We start from the raw sequence: 16,686 nt of genomic DNA, 5'->3' as shown, positions 1-16,686 counted from the left end.
TATATGACACATCTATTTACAGGAGTAGCTGCAGCAGTCACCACCCCGTTCACGAACCAGGAAGTCGATTACAACAGCTTCCGCCGCCACCTGGAGTTCCTGATTGAAAACAATATCCAGGCGCTCGTCATCAACGGCACAACAGGAGAAGGGTCGACGCTCACCGCCGAAGAGAGCAGCCGCCTTCTTGAGATTGCGGTTGAAACGGCAGCAGGCCGTGTGCCGGTGATTGCGGGAACGGGTTCGAACTCGACCGCCGAGTCGATCCGTGCTTCCCGTGAAGCCAAGGAGATCGGCGCGGACGGCCTCATGCTGATCACCCCGTATTACAACAAGACGAGCCAGCGCGGCCTGATCCGCCATTTCGAGGCGATCGTGAACGCAGCGGAGCTCCCTGCCCTCCTCTATAATGTCCCTTCCCGCACAGGTATGACGATCACGCCTGAAACAGTGCTGGAGCTGAGCCGCCATCCGTATATCGTCGGCCTGAAAGATGCGACCGGCGACCTCAACTATATGTCCCAGGTACGCCTCGTGACAGATCCGTCGTTCGCGCTTTACAGCGGAAATGACGATACGGCGCTTCCGTTCACTTCCCTCGGCGGCCAGGGGGTCATCTCGGTCGTGGCCAACGCGGTGCCTGCCCAGTTCCAGGAGATGTACGAACAGATCTTCACGGATCTGACACGGGCACAGGAGCTTCACTACCGCCTGACGCCGCTGATCAGTGCGCTGTCTGTTGATGTGAATCCGATTCCGATCAAGGTGCTCACATCGCACCTCGGCTTCGGTGACTACGAAGTACGCCTCCCCCTCCTGCCGCTGGAAGAGGAGGAACAAGGCCGCCTGATCCGGCAGTTTGAATCAATGATGATGGAGGTTTGACATGAGATTGCTGCTTTGCGGGTACGGCGCGTCGAACAAACGCGTCGCTGCCCTTGCCAAGGAACGGGGACATGAAATCGTGGGTGTTTTACTGCTGCGTGGCCAGTCGGCGGACGGTTATCCCGTTTTCCGACCGGATGAACGCCTGCCGGAAGCCGATGCGGTCATCGACTTCTCGCATCCTGTCCTCACGAAAGCCCTGCTTGCCGCGGACACCGGCCTCCCGCTGGTGATTGCGACCACAGGTGAAAAGGAAGTCCTGATCGAACAGATGAAGGAAAAGGCGGACCGCCAGCCGATCTTCTTCAGTGCGAACATGAGTTACGGGGTGCATATCCTGACGGAGATTGTCCGGTATGCCACCTCCCTCCTCCCTGCCTTCGATATTGAAATGACTGAACGCCACCACCGCAAGAAGGTGGATGCGCCGAGCGGAACCCTTATTAAGCTGTATGACGCCATCGCGTCGGCCAGGCCGAACGTCCATCCGGAACACAACCGGAACGAGTCTGAAGGCGCACGGACGGACGAGGAAATCGGCATTCATTCGGTGCGGGGCGGCACGATCACTGGTGACCATGAAGTGCTTTTTGCCGGCCACGATGAAACGATCACGATTGCACACCACGCCCAGTCCAAGGATATTTTCGCATCCGGCGCCCTTGATGTCGCGGAGCGCCTGATCCATAAGGAAAACGGCTATTATACTTACGATAACCTCGGAATCGGCGATTCCTGAGAAGAATAAAAGCGGAGGGCGCTTCCCCTCCGCTTTTTCTTATGCTCTTACAGTCATTTTGCTGCGGTTTCATCATTCGCACGTCTGATCTGATTTCGTCATTGGAGTGTCCCGCAATGGCGAATGACGATATTGCGGGCACGAATGCAGAAACCGATGCTATGAATGACGAAACTGAGCCCGTGAATGACGAAACCGGCACACCTTGCTCCAGAAAACGAACACCCCCTGCCTGCAGCCTTTATGGCGTGCGGACAGGGGGTGTTCCCGTTTATGGCTGTTCGTTTTCTTTGGCTTTCATATCCACTTCAAGATAAACAGATGTCACATAGCCGTCGTCCTTCTGGTCAACGGCAAAACTGCCGTTTGAATAGCGGTCGGCCATCCGGTAGGAATGCGGCAGAATGGCCACTTCCGCTTCTTTGTCCGTCCGCAGGATGACGGTGTCTTCTTTGCCCGCAAGGACGGCGCCTGCAAGACGGTGCGGGTTGGTTTTCAGCTCTTTTAGTGACACGAGGCCCCGCTTCGCACGCGAGCCGAGCTCGTACTCCGTGATCGGCATCCGCTTGACGGCGCCGCGATGCGTCGCAAGAATCAGTGACCGGTCGTCTTCAGGTGAACGGAGAACCGAGGACACGACATAGTCCCCATCTTTCAGGTTAATGCCTTTGACGCCCGCCGTGCGGACGCCTGTCGGGGCGACTTCCTCCAGCGGGAAGCGGAGCCCGTAGGCAAGATGCGTGAAAAGGAGCACTTCGTCAGTGGCCTTGGCCAGATGCACCGATTGCAGAATGTCCCCCTTCTTGAGGGAAACGGCCTTATACGACCGGTTATGCCGCTTGACCTGGTAATCGGCGAGTGCAGAGCGCTTAACAAAGCCGCCCTTGGTGACCGTGACCACGTCAACATCTCCCCGGTCAAACGAATCGACCCCGAAAGCGGCGATAATCTCTTCCTCCGGGTTCAATTGGATGATGCTCGAGATGTGCTGGCCGAGATCCTTCCAGCGGATATCCGGCAGCTCATGAACCGGCTGAGAGATGTAGTTGCCTGAAGAAGTGAAGACCAGGAGCGTCTGCTGGGTGTTCAGCGTGCCCCCGAACAGTAGCCGGTCGGTCTCTTTCATCTCGAGATCGCGGCCGCCTGATGCCCCGTAGGAGCGCTGGCTGGTGCGCTTGGCGTAGCCGTCCTTCGTGACCGTAACGACGACGTCCTCACTCGGGATCAGAATGTCGAGGTCGACCTTGATTTCCTGGATCTTCGCCTCGATGACAGAACGGCGCGGCTCAGCAAAACGCTTGCGGATATCCTTCAGCTCGGACTTGATGACCCGGAAAAGTTTTTTCTCCGAACCAAGGATTTCCGTAAGTTCCTTTACGAGCGCCTTCAGCTCTTCCTCTTCCTTTTTCAGCTCCGTGATATCGGTGTTCGTCAGCCGGTAGAGCTGGAGGGAGACGATCGCTTCTGCCTGGGGTTCCGTGAACTCGAACGATTCAATCAGGTTGTTTTTTGCGTCCCGCTTGTCGCTGGATGCCCGGATCGTGCGGATGACCTCATCGAGGATCGACAGGGCCTTCATGAGCCCTTCGACGATGTGCAGGCGGTCCTTCGCACGGAGCAGGTCATATTCCGAACGCTTCGTGACAACTTCCTTCCGGTGTCCGATATAGGCATCCAGCAGCATACCGAGCGACATCAGCTTAGGGCGCCGCTCATCGATCGCGATCATGTTGAAGCTGTAGCTGACCTGGAGGTCCGTGTTCTTGAACAGGTACTGAAGGATGGCCTCTCCGTCGATGTCTTTCTTCAGCTCGACGACGATACGGAGGCCGGTCCGGTCGGATTCATCCCGGACTTCCGAGATCCCTTCAAGTTTCCGGTCCAGGCGCAACTCGTCCATTTTCTTGACCAGATGAGCCTTGTTCACTTCGTACGGGATTTCCGTGATGACGATCTGCTGCTTGCCTCCGCGGATCTTTTCAATCTCGGTCTTCGAGCGGACGATCATCTTGCCGCGACCCGTGTCGTAGGCCTTCTTGATGCCTTCTGCACCCTGGATGATGCCGCCTGTCGGGAAGTCCGGCCCCTGGAGCACGGTCATCAGCTCATCAGTTGTCACCGCCGGGTTATCGATCCTCATGAGGACCGCATCAATCACTTCATGGAGGGCATGAGGCGGAATATCCGTCGCATAACCCGCGGAAATCCCCGTCGATCCGTTGATGAGCAGATTCGGAAGCATTGCCGGAAGAACTGTCGGCTCATTTTCATTGTCGTCATAGTTCGGAATGAAGTCGACGGTGCGCTTGCCGATGTCCCGGAGCATTTCGGAGGCAATCGCGGACAGTCGTGCCTCCGTATATCGCATGGCCGCTGCCGGATCGCCATCGACCGAACCGTTGTTTCCGTGCATCTCGATCAGCGGGTGCCGGAGCTTCCAGTCCTGACTCATCCGGACCATCGCCTCATAAACGGAAGAATCGCCATGCGGGTGATACTTCCCGATGACGTTCCCGACTGTTTTCGCCGATTTCCGGAAAGGTTTTTCGTGTGTGTTGTTTTCTTCCATCATTGCGAACAGGATGCGCCGCTGGACCGGCTTCAGTCCGTCACGCGCATCGGGCAATGCCCGGTCCTGAATAATATATTTACTGTACCGCCCGAAGCGGTCGCCGATGACCTCTTCAAGCGGGAGATCCTGGTATTGTGCCGTTTCCGTCATGCCTGTTCCTCCTCAGCTGTCTCGGCCGTCAGGAATTCGTTTTCGAGAATTGTCGCGCCGTCCTCCATTCCGAAATCGACGTTGTCCTCGATCCACTTTCTCCTCGGCTCGACTTTGTCGCCCATGAGCGTTGTCACGCGCCGTTCGGACTTTGCGCCGTCTTCGATCGTGACGCGGATCAGCGTGCGTGTCTCGGGGTTCATCGTCGTATCCCAGAGCTGGTCGGCGTTCATCTCACCGAGACCTTTGTAGCGCTGGAGGATGTAGCCTTTGCCGACTTTCCGGATCGCATCATCAAGATCCTTTTCCGTCCAGGCGTATTCAATCTTCTCCTTTTTGCCGGTTCCTTTTGAAACCTTGTACAGCGGCGGAAGTGCGATATAGATCTTGCCCGCTTCGATTAGCGGCTTCATGTAGCGGTAGAAGAAGGTCAGGAGCAGCACCTGGATGTGGGCGCCGTCAGTGTCGGCATCGGTCATGATGATGATTTTATCGTAGGCGATGTCCTCGACACTGAAATCGGAGCCGACGCCTCCTCCGATCGTATGGATGATCGTTGAGATCTCCTCATTTTTCATGATGTCCTCAAGCTTCGCTTTTTCTGTGTTGATGACCTTTCCGCGGAGCGGCAGAATCGCCTGGAAGGTCCGGTCCCGGCCCTGTTTTGCCGAGCCGCCGGCAGAGTCTCCCTCGACCAGGTATAGCTCGTTTTTCGATGCGTTTTTCGACTGTGCGGGCGTCAGCTTGCCGGAAAGCAGCATTTCTGAGCGCTTCCGCTTCTTGCCTGAACGTGCATCTTCCCTGGCCTTCCTGGCAGCTTCGCGTGCCTGCTGGGCACGGATCCCCTTGCGGACAAGTGTCGCGGAAAGCTCCGCATGCTCCTCCAGATAGTACATGAGCTTCTGGGAGACGACGGCGTCGGCTGCGGCGCGTGCCTGGCTGGTGCCGAGCTTGCTTTTCGTCTGCCCTTCGAACTGAAGGAGCGCTTCCGGAACCCGGACCGAAATGATCGCGGAGATCCCTTCACGGATATCCGCGCCGTCCAGGTTCTTGTCTTTTTCCTTCAGCAGTCCGGCTTTCCGTGCATATTCATTGAACACGCGTGTCATCGCTGTCTTGACGCCCGTCTCGTGCGTTCCGCCGTCCTTTGTCCTGACATTGTTGACGAATGAAAGAATCGTCTCCGAATAGCCGTCTGTGAACTGGAAAGCGAACTCAAGCTCAATGCCGTCCTGTTCCCCTTCGATATAGGCGACTTCGTGCATCGTGTCTTTTTCTTCATTTAAATATCCGACAAATTCCATAATGCCGGATTTATAGAGAAATTCTTCTGTCCGCCCGCTGTCCTCGTCGGACAGGGTGATTTTCATTCCTTTGAGCAGGAAAGCCGATTCCCGCAGCCGTTCGCTCAGGATCTCATAGTTGTACTTCACCGTAGAGAAAATGGACGGATCAGGCTTGAAATGGATGAGCGTGCCCTGTTCCCGTGTCTTGCCGATCTCCTCCAGTGTCGTGACGGGATGTCCCCCGCTCTCGAACCGCTGACGATACTTTTTGCCGTCCTTGAAGACAGTCACCTCGAGCCATTCGCTCAGGGCGTTCACGACAGATGCGCCGACTCCGTGGAGACCGCCGCTTGTCTTGTATCCTCCCTGTCCAAACTTGCCGCCGGCATGAAGAACAGTCAAAATGACCTCCGTCGTCGGCTTGCCCGTACTGTGGGTGCCCGTCGGCATGCCCCGTCCGTGGTCCCGTACGCTGACGCTGCCGTCTTTATGGACGGTGACATTGATTTCCTCGCCGAATCCGGCCAATGCCTCATCGACCGAGTTGTCAACGATTTCATAGACAAGGTGATGAAGTCCGCGCGAATCGGTCGAGCCGATGTACATACCCGGCCGCTTGCGTACCGCTTCGAGCCCCTCGAGCACTTGGATCGAATCATCGTTGTAGTTCATGGTTTCAGTTATTTTGGCCAAGAGGATTCCTCCATCAAACATTTGTTCGTATATGTTCCTATTGTAATTGTTTTGCCGGCATGTGTCCAACTGCCGGGTCGGTAGTCCCGCACTTCATTGTAGACTACAGAAGCCCGCCGTTGCAATGTTTCCCGGGGATTGTCGCTTTTTCCTGCGGCAGACAAGGCATTGTGCCGGCGTTCCTGTTGAGGTAAACTGAGACTGACTGTTATGACCAACCCTTAAACTGAAAAGAGGTTTGCTATGGATACGGCAATTGTGCTGCTGATCGCATATTTACTGGGATCCGTGCCTTCGGGACTATGGATCGGGAAGATTTTCTACAACAAAGACATCCGGGAGTCGGGCAGCGGCAACCTCGGAGCGACCAATACATTCCGTGTTCTCGGCAAAAATGCCGGCATCGCGGTGACTCTCATGGATATCCTGAAAGGGACGGCTGCTGTCCTCCTGCTGCAGATCCCGGCTTTCGCGGACTCGGGCATCCACCCGCTGACGCTCGGCATCGTGGCGGTTATCGGTCATATGTTCCCGGTGTTCGCGAAGTTCCGCGGCGGCAAGGCGGTTGCGACGTCCGGCGGTGTCATCCTCGGTTATAGCTGGCCGTTCTTTCTTGTACTGATTGCATCCTTCCTCATCGTCCTGAAACTGACGAAGATTGTTTCCTTGACCTCGATGGTAATGGGCGTCATCGCACTGATTTATGCGATCATCAATTACATCAGGACGGGTGATCTGTACCTGCTGATCGTCATCATCGTACTGTCCGCCTTTATCTTCTACCGCCACCGGGCGAATATCGGCCGAATCAAGGCGGGAACCGAGCCAAAGGTGAAGTGGCTTTAGTATACTGTGGGGAGACCACGGAAGGCGGTGTGTTCCATGGAGATCAGAATTTCCGAAGACGCGCAGAAATGGTTTCATGATGAAATGGGGCTGGATTCCGGCGACTCTGTCCGCTTCACTGTCCGCTACGGCGGATCCGGACTGCAGCCCGGCTTTTCGCTTGGGCTCTCGGTGGAGAAACCTGAAGATCCTGCCGCGAAGGCGGAGTCCGGCGGCATCACTTATTTCGTCGAGTCCGATGATGAGTGGTACTTTGACCGACACGATCTCATTGTCGGTTATGATGCCGCATTGGACGAACCCAAATACGGATACGAAAAAGAGAAAGCGTGAATCCCGCAGCGGATTCACGCTTTTTGTGTGCCGGTCAGCCTAAAGCGGCTGATCAGGTCTTCCCTGCCCTCTTTTTTGAGGATCTCATATTCTCTATCGCCGAAAAGGTCGAAATGCGGATAACGCTCTTTATGATCGATCCATTCCGGACGGAGGCCGTATTGCCTGCCCCATGCCTCGAGTTTAGTGAGATCTGCACAGCCTGCTTTTGTTACCGTCTTGCAGCCCGGGAACCGGTCATCCAGCCAGTAATGCGTCAGGAGGGCAATTTCTCCCCTGCTGACGGCTTCCTTCCATTCGCTGACTTCCTGCCGCTTGACGCCGAAGGCCATCAGGAAAGCTCCCTGGCCAGTTCCCGGTACTTCGCATCCCACTCCGGGTCAGCCTTTCGGAGTCCGACAGGACGGAACGTTTCCTTATGGACAAGCGTGTGTACCGATTGTCCCGTTGCAGCTACTGTACCGTCCTCATGAAGGATCTCATAGCCGTATGTTGTTCGGAGCCTTCCGTGAGACTCGATCCAGGTGCGGATGATCGCCGATTCCCCGTAGCGCATCGCGTTTTTATAGCTGATATTGAGATCGATCACCGGTGACAGGTAGCCCTCTTCCTCCAGTTTATCGTAGCGGAAACCGATGTCCTCGATCAGCGATGTCCGTCCGATCTCCATCCATACCAAGTAATTGGCATGATAGACGACACCCATCTGATCGGTTTCCGAATAGCGTACCTTGACTGACGTTTCATTCACATACATTCCATTCACCTCACTGCCATTATACCGGAAAATGCCGGGTCACGTCCGGTGATGGCCCGGTACGAGTCGTTTCGCCACACCGATTAGAATGGCCACAAAGCGAACATAAAAAAACAGCCTGAAGAGGATTTCCTCTTCAGGCTGTTTGTCACTTGGCGTGATCAGTTGGCTTTCAGGCGGTTACGGAGAACCATCTGAAGGATGCCGCCGTGGCGGTAGTAGTCAACTTCCACTTCGGAGTCGAAGCGGGCAAGTGCCTGGAACTCCTTGACGGAGCCGTCCGGAGCAGTTGCAGTGACTGTCAGGATATCGCGAGGCTTCACGTTGTCCGTGAGGTTGACGCTGATTTCCTCTTGGCCTGTCAGGCCGAGGGATTCCACGCTGTCACCCTTCATGAACTGGAGCGGAAGTACGCCCATCATGACAAGGTTCGAACGGTGGATCCGCTCGTAGCTTTCGGCGATGACTGTCTTGATGCCGAGAAGGTTTGTACCCTTCGCAGCCCAGTCACGGGAAGAGCCCATGCCGTAGTCTTTGCCGGCAAGAATAACAAGGCCCGTGCCCTCTTCCTGGTACTTCATCGCTGCATCGTAGATCGGCAGGATCTCTTTTGTCGGCCAGTAAGTTGTGTAGCCGCCTTCAGTGCCTTTTGCGATCTGGTTGCGGATCCGGATGTTCGCGAATGTACCGCGCATCATGACCTCGTGGTTACCGCGGCGGGAACCGTACGAGTTGAAGTAACGTGGCTCTACGCCGCGCTCGCGCAGGTACTTGCCGGCAGGCGTATCTTTGCCGATCGCACCTGCAGGAGAGATGTGGTCCGTCGTGATCGAGTCGCCGAACTTACCGATGACACGGAGGTTTGCAAGCGTCTGGATCGGGCTTGCTTCCTTCGACAGTCCTTCGAAGAACGGAGGGTTCTGGATGTACGTCGACTCAGGGTCGAAGTCATACAGGGAGTCGTCCGTTGTTTCGATCGCGTTCCAGCGCTCGTTTTCCGTGAAGACATGCTCATACTCTTTGCGGAAGAGATCAGGTGTGACCGTCCGCTCGATTTCAGCTTTGACTTCTTCAGTGGATGGCCAGATATCTTTCAGGAAGACGTCCGTGCCGTCCGCTGCGCGTCCGATCGGCTCCGTCTCGAAGTCGATGTTGACTGTGCCAGCAAGGGCATAAGCAACAACGAGCGGCGGCGAAGCAAGGTAGTTCGCCTTGACGAGCGGGTGGATACGGCCTTCGAAGTTCCGGTTACCGGAAAGGACGGAGGATACGAGCAGGTCGCTGTCCATGATCGTCTTTTCGATTTCCGGAAGAAGCGGGCCGGAGTTTCCGATGCACGTTGTGCAGCCGTAGCCGACCGTGTTGAAGCCGATTTGGTCAAGGTATTTGTCGAGGCCCGCGGACTCGAGGTAGCCTGTAACGACTTTCGATCCAGGTGCGAGCGAAGTCTTGACGTATGCCGGCGGGCGGATGCCCTTCTCGACCGCTTTTTTCGCGACGAGGCCTGCGCCGAGCATGACGTAAGGGTTCGATGTGTTTGTGCAGGATGTGATCGCTGCAATCGCGAGGTCGCCGGTCTTCATTTCGACAGTGCGGCCGTCTTCAAACTCGACAGTACCTTTCTTGTCGAATTCTTTTTCGTCGAGGCCAAAGCCTTGGTTGCCCATTGGAGCCGTGACCGCTTTGTTGAACTCTTCCTTCATCTTGGACATCGGGATGAGGTCCTGCGGGCGTTTAGGGCCGGACAGGTTCGGCTCGATTGTGGAGAGGTCGAGTTCGACCGTGTCCGTGTAAGTCGGCTCCACGTTGTCCGGAGTGAAGAACATGTCGTTTTCCTGGAGATATTTCTTCGTGACGGCGATGTGCTCTTCATCACGGCCTGTCAGGCGCATGTAATTGAGGGATTCTTCGTCAACCGGGAAGAATCCGCAAGTTGCGCCGTATTCAGGTGCCATGTTGGCGATGGTCGCACGGTCCGCAAGCGGTAGCTGTGCCACGCCAGGGCCGAAGAATTCCACGAACTTGCCGACAACGCCCTTCTCGCGGAGAAGCTGCGTGACACGAAGTGCAAGGTCGGTTGCCGTCGAGCCGTTCGGGAGCTCCCCTGTCAGCTTGACACCGATTACTTCAGGAAGCGGGAAGTATGAAGGTTGTCCGAGCATACCGGCTTCCGCTTCGATACCGCCGACGCCCCAGCCGAGTACGCCGATCCCGTTGATCATTGTTGTATGGGAGTCTGTACCGACAAGTGTATCCGGATAAGTTTCGAATGTGCCGTCTTCGTTTTCGATCTCGTGTACGACGCTTGCGAGGTACTCGAGGTTGACCTGGTGGACGATACCGGTTGCCGGTGGTACGGCACGGTAGTTGTCATAGGCTTTTTGTGCCCAGTTCAGGAACTGGTAACGCTCTGCGTTGCGCTCGAACTCCAGTTCCATGTTCAGGCGGAGTGCTTCGCCAGTGCCGTAGCGGTCTACCTGCACGGAGTGGTCGATGACGAGGTCAACAGGGATTTCAGGGTTGATCTCGTCAGGATTGCCGCCGAGATCCGCCATTGCCTGACGCATCGACGCAAGGTCGACGACGACCGGAACACCGGTGAAGTCCTGAAGGATGACGCGGGAAGGCTTGAATGGAACTTCCGAGGAAGGGTCTACATCCGTGCCCCATTTTGCAAGGTTTTCAACGTGCTCATCTTTGATAACATAGCCATCGTGCTGGCGAAGGACAGATTCCAGCAGCACTTTGATGGAGTAAGGCAGGCGCGATACATCAGCGATGCCTGCATCCTGCAGAGCCTTCAGACGATAGTAGTTATACGTCTTGCCGTTCACTTCAAACGACTGGCGGCTGTTGTGCAGATTGCTTTTAACTGTTTGCGTGCTCTTAGCCATTGCTTTTCCTCCTCTGTATCTACGTGAAAAGACGGATGGATCCACTTTTCTCTTCCTTATCTTATCGAATTACGCACGATAAGTAAATTACATTATATTGATTGAAGAACATAAGAAAAGTGAATGACTTCGGATCTGTCGCCCGGGGATCCGGGCTTGTCCGGAGATTTTCCTCTTTATAATCAGACAGACACAGAAAATCCGGCAATCCATGACGGATAGCCGGATTTCCATGTGTACAGACAGGCTTCAGTAGAAGCTGATGAAGTCATAGGCAAGGGAAACGACGAACAGACTGTGCACCAGGGCAAACAAAAATGCGTGGCGGTCAAGGGTCTTCATCCGTTCCATGTCCATCGTATCCATCTCCTTTTTCTTTTCTTGATTATATAGGAAGAAGATTAGTATTTCAATATTTAAATGATTCAGAATCCATTTTTTTCTGAGGTTTTTTGACGATGTTTTGGGCATATTAGGTTTTAGCCCAGACATATCTGGATATATAAAGTACTGTAACGGCATTATAAAATTTTAGAAGGAGTGAAGGAAACATGGAATTCTTAATGTATCTGATCGTAGGCGGAATCATCGGCTGGCTCGCAGGACTCATCCTCGGCAAGGACATCCCAGGCGGAATCATCGGCAACATCATCGCAGGTATCATCGGTGCTTGGATTGGTGGCGCACTCTTCGGCAACTTTGGTCCGGATGTTGCAGGTATCGCACTGATTCCTGCCCTGATCGGCGCACTGATTCTCGTGTTCGTCGTCAGCTTCATCCTCAGAGCCATGCGCAGAGCATAATTGAATACACAAAAAGAGGACCTGAAATGGTCCTCTTTTTGTATTCCTTCATTTTCCTTTAAATTCCTCAGCCCGCTGTTCATAATCCCTGTAAAACGACATGACATCCTCTACGTATTGATCACTGTGGTTGTACAGGAATATCGCCTGCTCCAGCTCCCCCTCTGCTGCACCGTTTTGCGCCAGGTAGCTTGCCGCGCTGTAGAGCGAGTCGGAAAGGCTGAACGGATCTGCCCTGCCGTCTCCGTCAGCATCAAGCCCGTATCCCCCGTAAGAGCGGATCGCCTCAGGATCGGTCTTTACCTCTTCGGGGATTTCTCCTTTGCCCAGTCCTGAGCAGCTTGGATGCGACCATCCGACCCAGGTGCAGGGCATGAACTGCATATGCCCTTCCGCGCCTGCCGGTGAGACAAGCGGATCCATCGTGCTGAACCGCGTCTCTACCCGGTGGTGGGCAGCCAGAAGCGTCCATGGTATGCCGTATGCATCCGCCGCTTCTTTGTATAGCGGCACATAATTCTCCGGCACCTGTATATCGAACAGCCTGTCCGGCGTATGGGCGGTATATTCGTTCAGCTCACGGATAAACGGGACATCCCGGAGCGCAGACCAGAACAGGGCCGTCATCACATACAGGACAATCAGTGAGGGCACGAGAAAGACGAAAGCCGCAATAAGGCAGCTGCCTTTACGCAGTCGCTTTCCCCTGTTTTTCCTGGCTTTCGGTTTGCCCATCCTTATTCTCCTTCCACGGAAAAAGCCGGCATGCGCCGGCTTTTCTGTTACGCTCCCGCCTTGATCAGGGCTTCCATGTCTTCAGTAATGATGTCATACGGGACTTCCATGTAACCGTCGTAGCTCTTGACCGCTTCCCCTTCCTGGTTCACGAGGAAGAACGAAGTACCGTGCGTGACCTGGTCGGAGTTCGGGTCGTCAATGACCGGGAGCTTGAATGACTTCACCGAAAAGTCCGCGATGTCTTCCTGAGTATAGCCAGTCAGCATCTCCCATTTGGACTGATCGGCCACTTCAAAGGTATCCAGGTACTCCTGAAGTTTTTCCGGTGTGTCATATTCAGGATCGACGCTGAAGGAAACAATTTTATAATCTTCAATGCCCGCTTCCGCCAGGTGGTCCTGGACTTCGGCCATATTGAACATCATCGGCGGACAGACCGACGTGCAGTTGGTAAAGACGAACTGTACAAGCCACGGCTGGCCTTTCAGGTCTTCCAGCGAGACCGCTTCGCCGTGCTGGTTCGTGTATTCAAACGGCTCAACGTCCCAAGAAAAATCCCCTTCGAACTTTCCTGCGTTGCAGGCGCCGAGTACCAATGCGGTCAGGATGATCATGGCCGCAGCTGAGATGAGTTTTTTCATCAATAATACCGCCTTTACTGCTTCTTTTATTCTTCTTCAATCTTATCGGAAGCGGGGCCCGCCTTCAACAGCGGCGGGCCCGTTTTTCCGACAATCCGATGAACTAACCCGCTTTGAGTGACACGAGGGCGTCATGAATGGCGGTCAGTTTTGTCTCCACCCGGTGCATCAGGTAAAACGACACAAAGATCGGGAATCCGAGATCCTGGATGAACGTCATCCATTCCTGCATGTTGGTGTCCTCCTTTCCCGTGCTGTTCTGCGTGACCTGAAGGATCAGAAAGAAGCCCCCCGGCAGAGCCGGGGAGCCCAGGGTCAGGCTGTAATGATGTCCGTCACACCGCGGGATACGATACGGGCAGCCTCGGCCGATTCGACCGGATGTCCGTCCGTGCCGAATACGCCGCTGCCGATCACTTCCTGCATCGCCTGGCTGACCTCCGCTTCTGTGAGTCCTTCTTTGGGCTCGTCGACTGTGAGGGTCATCCGCTTGCCGCCGGCTGTCCTGAAAATGAGTTCCAGAGTCTGATTCATCCTGTTCCCCTCCTTTCATGATCTCCCGGCTGAGGGACGATCAGTATTCGGTGATTTCCGCGGTTTCAATCTTCTCGGCTGCGATGTAAGGGTATCCCGAAAGGCCGCTGAGTGCACTGACGGCAGCCGCCAGGGATTCCGCATCCGCCGAACCGGATACATTCCGGTAGGTCTTCAGCTTTACGACCGGCTTGCCTTCCCCATCCAGGCCCGCGTCAAAGTGAAGCCGGATGGATGCGTTCTTGAAGACGATGTTTGCCATGTTTTCTCCCCCCTTTCACCCGTTACATAGGGCAATTTGGTGAAAAGAATACAACGGAGGTGAAAAAAATCGGCGGCGGCCTTATAATTGTTGGAGAATGCAAAAGAGGTGAGAGTGTTGCTAGACGGCTGGTTTCTCTGGTTTATCCTGTTCTGGGTGTTCGTACTGATCAGCCTGTTCGCGATCGGCGGGTATTTCATGTTCCGCAAATTCCTGAAGGCCCTGCCCAAGGAGGACGGCCGGTCCACCCTCGACTGGGAAGAATATTATGTCAATAAATCGCTCCATCTTTGGACACCCGAGTCCAAGGAGATGCTGAATGAGCTTGTGTCGCCCGTGCCGGAACTGTTCCGCCCGGTCGCCAAGCAGAAGATTGCCGGCAGGATCGGGCAGCTTGCCCTGCGCGAAAAGGCAAAACGGATCGAGTTTGACCATATTATCCGCGGCTATATTCTCGCGACGCCGAAGCGTGACCATAAATTCCTCAAGAAAAAGCTGCAAGAGATGCAGATTGACGATACGCCTTACAGAAATCTGTATCAGTTCAGCAGGGATTGATGACAAAAGCGCAAGCGCCCGTTCAGCAACGTACAAACTGGAGCACTTCGCAATGAGATAAAGGAAACACGGTGAGGAACGAACCGATGTTGACTTATCGTAGTGGAGAAGTGTGAAGTTTGCTAGTTGCTGGGCGCTATAGCTGGACGGAGCTTGAGCGCAAATTATTAGTACAGGGTAAATTTAAAACCGCCATTCCGGAGTTTCCGGATGGCGGTTTTTCATGCTGCGGCCCCGAGACGGGACTGCAGCTTTCTGTATTTCAGATACATGGCGATTCGCCACGGGACGATCATACCGAATGCGAGGAGGAAGAACATCCCTGCAAGTTCCCCGACATCGATCGTACTGCTGAGGATCAGCTTGCCGACCACCCGTAAGACAAGCAGGCCGGCCAGGATAAAGATGAATGCCTTTGACGGCTTCAGGTAGATCTCTCCCCCGCTCTCCTCAAACCGGGACGTCCGGATGAGGAGGATCGAGAACAAAATGCCGACAGCCAGCGCTTCGAACACATGCGGCCATGTGACGCGGAACGGCTCGAAAAGAAACATGAGAGCGCCCGTCGACATCATGACCGGAGGCAGGATGATCTTCCTTGCGCTCGCAGGCCGCTTGCTTGCCCTGGAGCGCATGATGACCGCTCCGAGTCCGGCCATCGCGAAGATCACGGTGGAACCGATGATCAGGATCGGAGCGGGAATCTCGGTGAAGATCCGGTTGATGAAATCATTCATATTGTCCACCCGACAGCTCGAGTTCGTCCATTCGATGCTTCAGGTCTGCCATCGGGACGAAACGGGCAAAGCGGGCAAACTCGCGGCCTTCCTTGAATAGTATAACGACCGGTGCGGTGAAAAGTGACAGCTGTCCCGCCAGTTCCGGAACCTGTGCGGCATTGGCCGCATAAAAAGGAAATGCATATTCCTCTTCAAGAGCAGAGACCTGCGGCAGCAGGCCTTCGCAGACCGAGCAGTTGTCGGTCTTGACGAAGAGGAGCAGTGTGCCTTCCCCCTCCAGCGTGCCAATCCACTCATCGTATGAATCAATATGCTCCATTGCCGGATCCCTCCTTTCCGCGGCAATGATGAGGTTTTCATGTGATCAGAACCCCTGGAAATCTCCGAAGAACGGACTCAGCCAGCTGATGATCATCGTCATGCCGTCGAAGAACAAGAGGATCCCGACGAGAATCATGACCCAGCCGCCGACTTTCATGATGACGTTGCTGTATTTCCGGATGATCGAGAGTTTCGTGATGAAGAAAGACAGAACAAAGAACGGAATCGCAAAGCCGAGTACATAGGCAATCATATACCACATGCCGGACCCCGGGTTCTGCCCGGCGAGTGCGATGATGGCACCGATGATCGGTCCGCTGCAGGGCGTCCATCCCGCGGCAAAAGCAAGACCGATTACCGCGGAGCCGAAATAGCCGGCCGGCCGGTTCTTGAACTGGATCCTCCGCTCCTTCATGAGGAACTCGGGCGACAGGAGGCCGACGATCATCAGGCCGAATGCAACGATGAAGATCGCGCCGATCTGCCTGAGGAGGTCATCATACCTGACGAAGAACGAACCGATGAATGAAGTGCCGAATCCGAGGGCGATAAAGATGGCCGAGAAGCCAAGCAGGAAAAACAAGGTGTGCAGGATTCCGCTTTTCGTCATCTTCCTCCGGTCCGATTTTAGATCATCCAGCGACATGCCGGTGATATAGGAGATGAATGCGGGATATAGCGGCAGCGTACACGGGGAGATGAAGCTGAGGAACCCCGCTCCGAATGCCAGTAGGATGTTGAGGTCTGTGGACACCACAATCCCCCTTTCTCTTGCTGTCCTTATACTATCAGAATCCGATTGCGTTTTCGCCATTCCTGTCTGTGACAGTTTGTTGTCTTTATGACATATTCCCGCAAGCGGAAAACGTGCCGGCCAGAAAGAAGAAAACATTGAAGAAAAAAGCAAATGACAGGCGGAGGACCGCTTGCCATC

Annotated in this window: 19 protein-coding genes; 6 read left to right on the top strand and 13 right to left on the bottom strand. The window is 54.8% G+C overall.

The features are described from left to right. Window positions 1–3: 3 nt before the first annotated feature. Both dapA and dapB read left to right on the top strand, forming a co-directional pair. Window positions 4–885: a 4-hydroxy-tetrahydrodipicolinate synthase gene (gene dapA / locus AV656_RS02705; protein WP_063178553.1), complete on the top strand. Its 882-nt coding sequence runs from the start codon at window positions 4–6 to the stop codon at window positions 883–885. A 1-nt stretch (window position 886) separates the two neighbouring features. Then, window positions 887–1,624 carry a 4-hydroxy-tetrahydrodipicolinate reductase gene (gene dapB, locus AV656_RS02700; protein ID WP_063178551.1) on the top strand — a complete coding sequence of 246 codons (738 nt, stop codon included), beginning with the start codon at window positions 887–889 and terminating at the stop codon, window positions 1,622–1,624. 271 nt (window positions 1,625–1,895) lie between these two features. On the opposite strand, the gene parC is transcribed toward dapB, so the two are convergent. Together parC and parE are read right to left on the bottom strand one after the other, a co-directional pair. Further along, on the bottom strand, window positions 1,896–4,346 hold the full coding sequence (parC, locus tag AV656_RS02695; protein ID WP_063178549.1) for a DNA topoisomerase IV subunit A: 2,451 nt from the start codon (window positions 4,344–4,346) through the stop codon (window positions 1,896–1,898). Continuing rightward, window positions 4,343–6,346: a DNA topoisomerase IV subunit B gene (gene parE, locus AV656_RS02690; protein WP_197462190.1), complete on the bottom strand. Its 2,004-nt coding sequence runs from the start codon at window positions 6,344–6,346 to the stop codon at window positions 4,343–4,345. Before parE ends, parC begins: the two co-directional genes overlap by 4 nt. Before the next feature lie 222 nt (window positions 6,347–6,568). On the opposite strand from parE, the gene plsY reads away from it, so the two are divergent. Both plsY and AV656_RS02680 read left to right on the top strand, forming a co-directional pair. Then, window positions 6,569–7,171 carry a glycerol-3-phosphate 1-O-acyltransferase PlsY gene (gene plsY, locus AV656_RS02685; RefSeq protein WP_063178547.1) on the top strand — a complete coding sequence of 201 codons (603 nt, stop codon included), beginning with the start codon at window positions 6,569–6,571 and terminating at the stop codon, window positions 7,169–7,171. Window positions 7,172–7,207: 36 nt separating this feature from the next. Continuing rightward, the gene (locus AV656_RS02680; RefSeq protein WP_063178546.1) at window positions 7,208–7,504 is read left to right on the top strand and encodes a HesB/YadR/YfhF family protein; all 297 of its coding nucleotides are present in this window, start codon (window positions 7,208–7,210) and stop codon (window positions 7,502–7,504) included. Between the two features lie 14 nt (window positions 7,505–7,518). Here the strand turns inward: AV656_RS02680 and AV656_RS02675 are convergent, their stop codons facing one another. The 3 genes from AV656_RS02675 to acnA all read right to left on the bottom strand — a co-directional run bounded on the left by AV656_RS02675 (window position 7,519) and on the right by acnA (window position 11,155). Further along, complete coding sequence (locus AV656_RS02675) at window positions 7,519–7,836, bottom strand: hypothetical protein (RefSeq protein WP_063178545.1); 318 nt, start codon at window positions 7,834–7,836, stop codon at window positions 7,519–7,521. Then, entirely contained in the window at window positions 7,836–8,261 is a 426-nt protein-coding gene (locus AV656_RS02670) for an acyl-CoA thioesterase (protein WP_063178543.1), read from the bottom strand. Before AV656_RS02670 ends, AV656_RS02675 begins: the two co-directional genes overlap by 1 nt. 161 nt (window positions 8,262–8,422) lie before the next feature. Beyond that, window positions 8,423–11,155: an aconitate hydratase AcnA gene (gene acnA / locus AV656_RS02665; RefSeq protein ID WP_063178541.1), complete on the bottom strand. Its 2,733-nt coding sequence runs from the start codon at window positions 11,153–11,155 to the stop codon at window positions 8,423–8,425. A 551-nt stretch (window positions 11,156–11,706) separates the two neighbouring features. Between acnA and AV656_RS02660 the strand changes: the two genes are divergently transcribed. After that, on the top strand, window positions 11,707–11,958 hold the full coding sequence (locus AV656_RS02660; RefSeq protein ID WP_063178539.1) for a GlsB/YeaQ/YmgE family stress response membrane protein: 252 nt from the start codon (window positions 11,707–11,709) through the stop codon (window positions 11,956–11,958). A gap of 48 nt (window positions 11,959–12,006) precedes the next feature. On the opposite strand, the gene AV656_RS02655 is transcribed toward AV656_RS02660, so the two are convergent. From AV656_RS02655 to AV656_RS02640, 5 genes are all read right to left on the bottom strand, one after another. After that, on the bottom strand, window positions 12,007–12,693 hold the full coding sequence (locus tag AV656_RS02655) for a lytic transglycosylase domain-containing protein (protein WP_063178537.1): 687 nt from the start codon (window positions 12,691–12,693) through the stop codon (window positions 12,007–12,009). A gap of 47 nt (window positions 12,694–12,740) precedes the next feature. Continuing rightward, the gene (locus tag AV656_RS02650; protein ID WP_063178535.1) at window positions 12,741–13,337 is read right to left on the bottom strand and encodes an SCO family protein; all 597 of its coding nucleotides are present in this window, start codon (window positions 13,335–13,337) and stop codon (window positions 12,741–12,743) included. A gap of 103 nt (window positions 13,338–13,440) precedes the next feature. Continuing rightward, on the bottom strand, window positions 13,441–13,569 hold the full coding sequence (locus AV656_RS16035) for a YvrJ family protein (RefSeq protein WP_008298335.1): 129 nt from the start codon (window positions 13,567–13,569) through the stop codon (window positions 13,441–13,443). An 83-nt stretch (window positions 13,570–13,652) separates the two neighbouring features. Then, window positions 13,653–13,871 (bottom strand): DUF2922 domain-containing protein, encoded by a 219-nt coding sequence (locus AV656_RS02645; RefSeq protein ID WP_063178533.1) that lies wholly within the window; start codon window positions 13,869–13,871, stop codon window positions 13,653–13,655. A 40-nt stretch (window positions 13,872–13,911) separates the two neighbouring features. Then, the gene (locus AV656_RS02640) at window positions 13,912–14,133 is read right to left on the bottom strand and encodes a DUF1659 domain-containing protein (protein WP_063178531.1); all 222 of its coding nucleotides are present in this window, start codon (window positions 14,131–14,133) and stop codon (window positions 13,912–13,914) included. A 117-nt stretch (window positions 14,134–14,250) separates the two neighbouring features. Between AV656_RS02640 and AV656_RS02635 the strand changes: the two genes are divergently transcribed. Beyond that, window positions 14,251–14,691: a DUF2621 domain-containing protein gene (locus AV656_RS02635; RefSeq protein WP_197462197.1), complete on the top strand. Its 441-nt coding sequence runs from the start codon at window positions 14,251–14,253 to the stop codon at window positions 14,689–14,691. Between the two features lie 221 nt (window positions 14,692–14,912). Here AV656_RS02635 and AV656_RS02630 read toward each other — a convergent pair whose 3' ends face one another. From AV656_RS02630 to AV656_RS02620, 3 genes are read right to left on the bottom strand one after another with little or no spacing between them, the layout of a single operon-like run. After that, window positions 14,913–15,428: a CcdC family protein gene (locus AV656_RS02630; protein ID WP_063178529.1), complete on the bottom strand. Its 516-nt coding sequence runs from the start codon at window positions 15,426–15,428 to the stop codon at window positions 14,913–14,915. Then, window positions 15,421–15,750 carry a thioredoxin family protein gene (locus AV656_RS02625; protein WP_063178527.1) on the bottom strand — a complete coding sequence of 110 codons (330 nt, stop codon included), beginning with the start codon at window positions 15,748–15,750 and terminating at the stop codon, window positions 15,421–15,423. The genes AV656_RS02630 and AV656_RS02625 overlap by 8 nt, the downstream gene beginning before the upstream one ends. A 45-nt stretch (window positions 15,751–15,795) precedes the next feature. After that, window positions 15,796–16,506, bottom strand: coding sequence for a cytochrome c biogenesis CcdA family protein (locus AV656_RS02620; RefSeq protein ID WP_063178525.1), 711 nt, complete (start codon window positions 16,504–16,506; stop codon window positions 15,796–15,798). Between the last annotated feature and the right edge of the window lie 180 nt (window positions 16,507–16,686).

Origin of the sequence: Bhargavaea cecembensis, from assembly GCF_001619585.1 — a bacterium.
Taxonomy (GTDB): Bacteria; Bacillota; Bacilli; order Bacillales_A; family Planococcaceae; genus Bhargavaea; species Bhargavaea cecembensis_A.
Note: the sequence above shows the minus strand (reverse complement) of the source record. Positions and strands in the feature narration are given on the sequence as shown.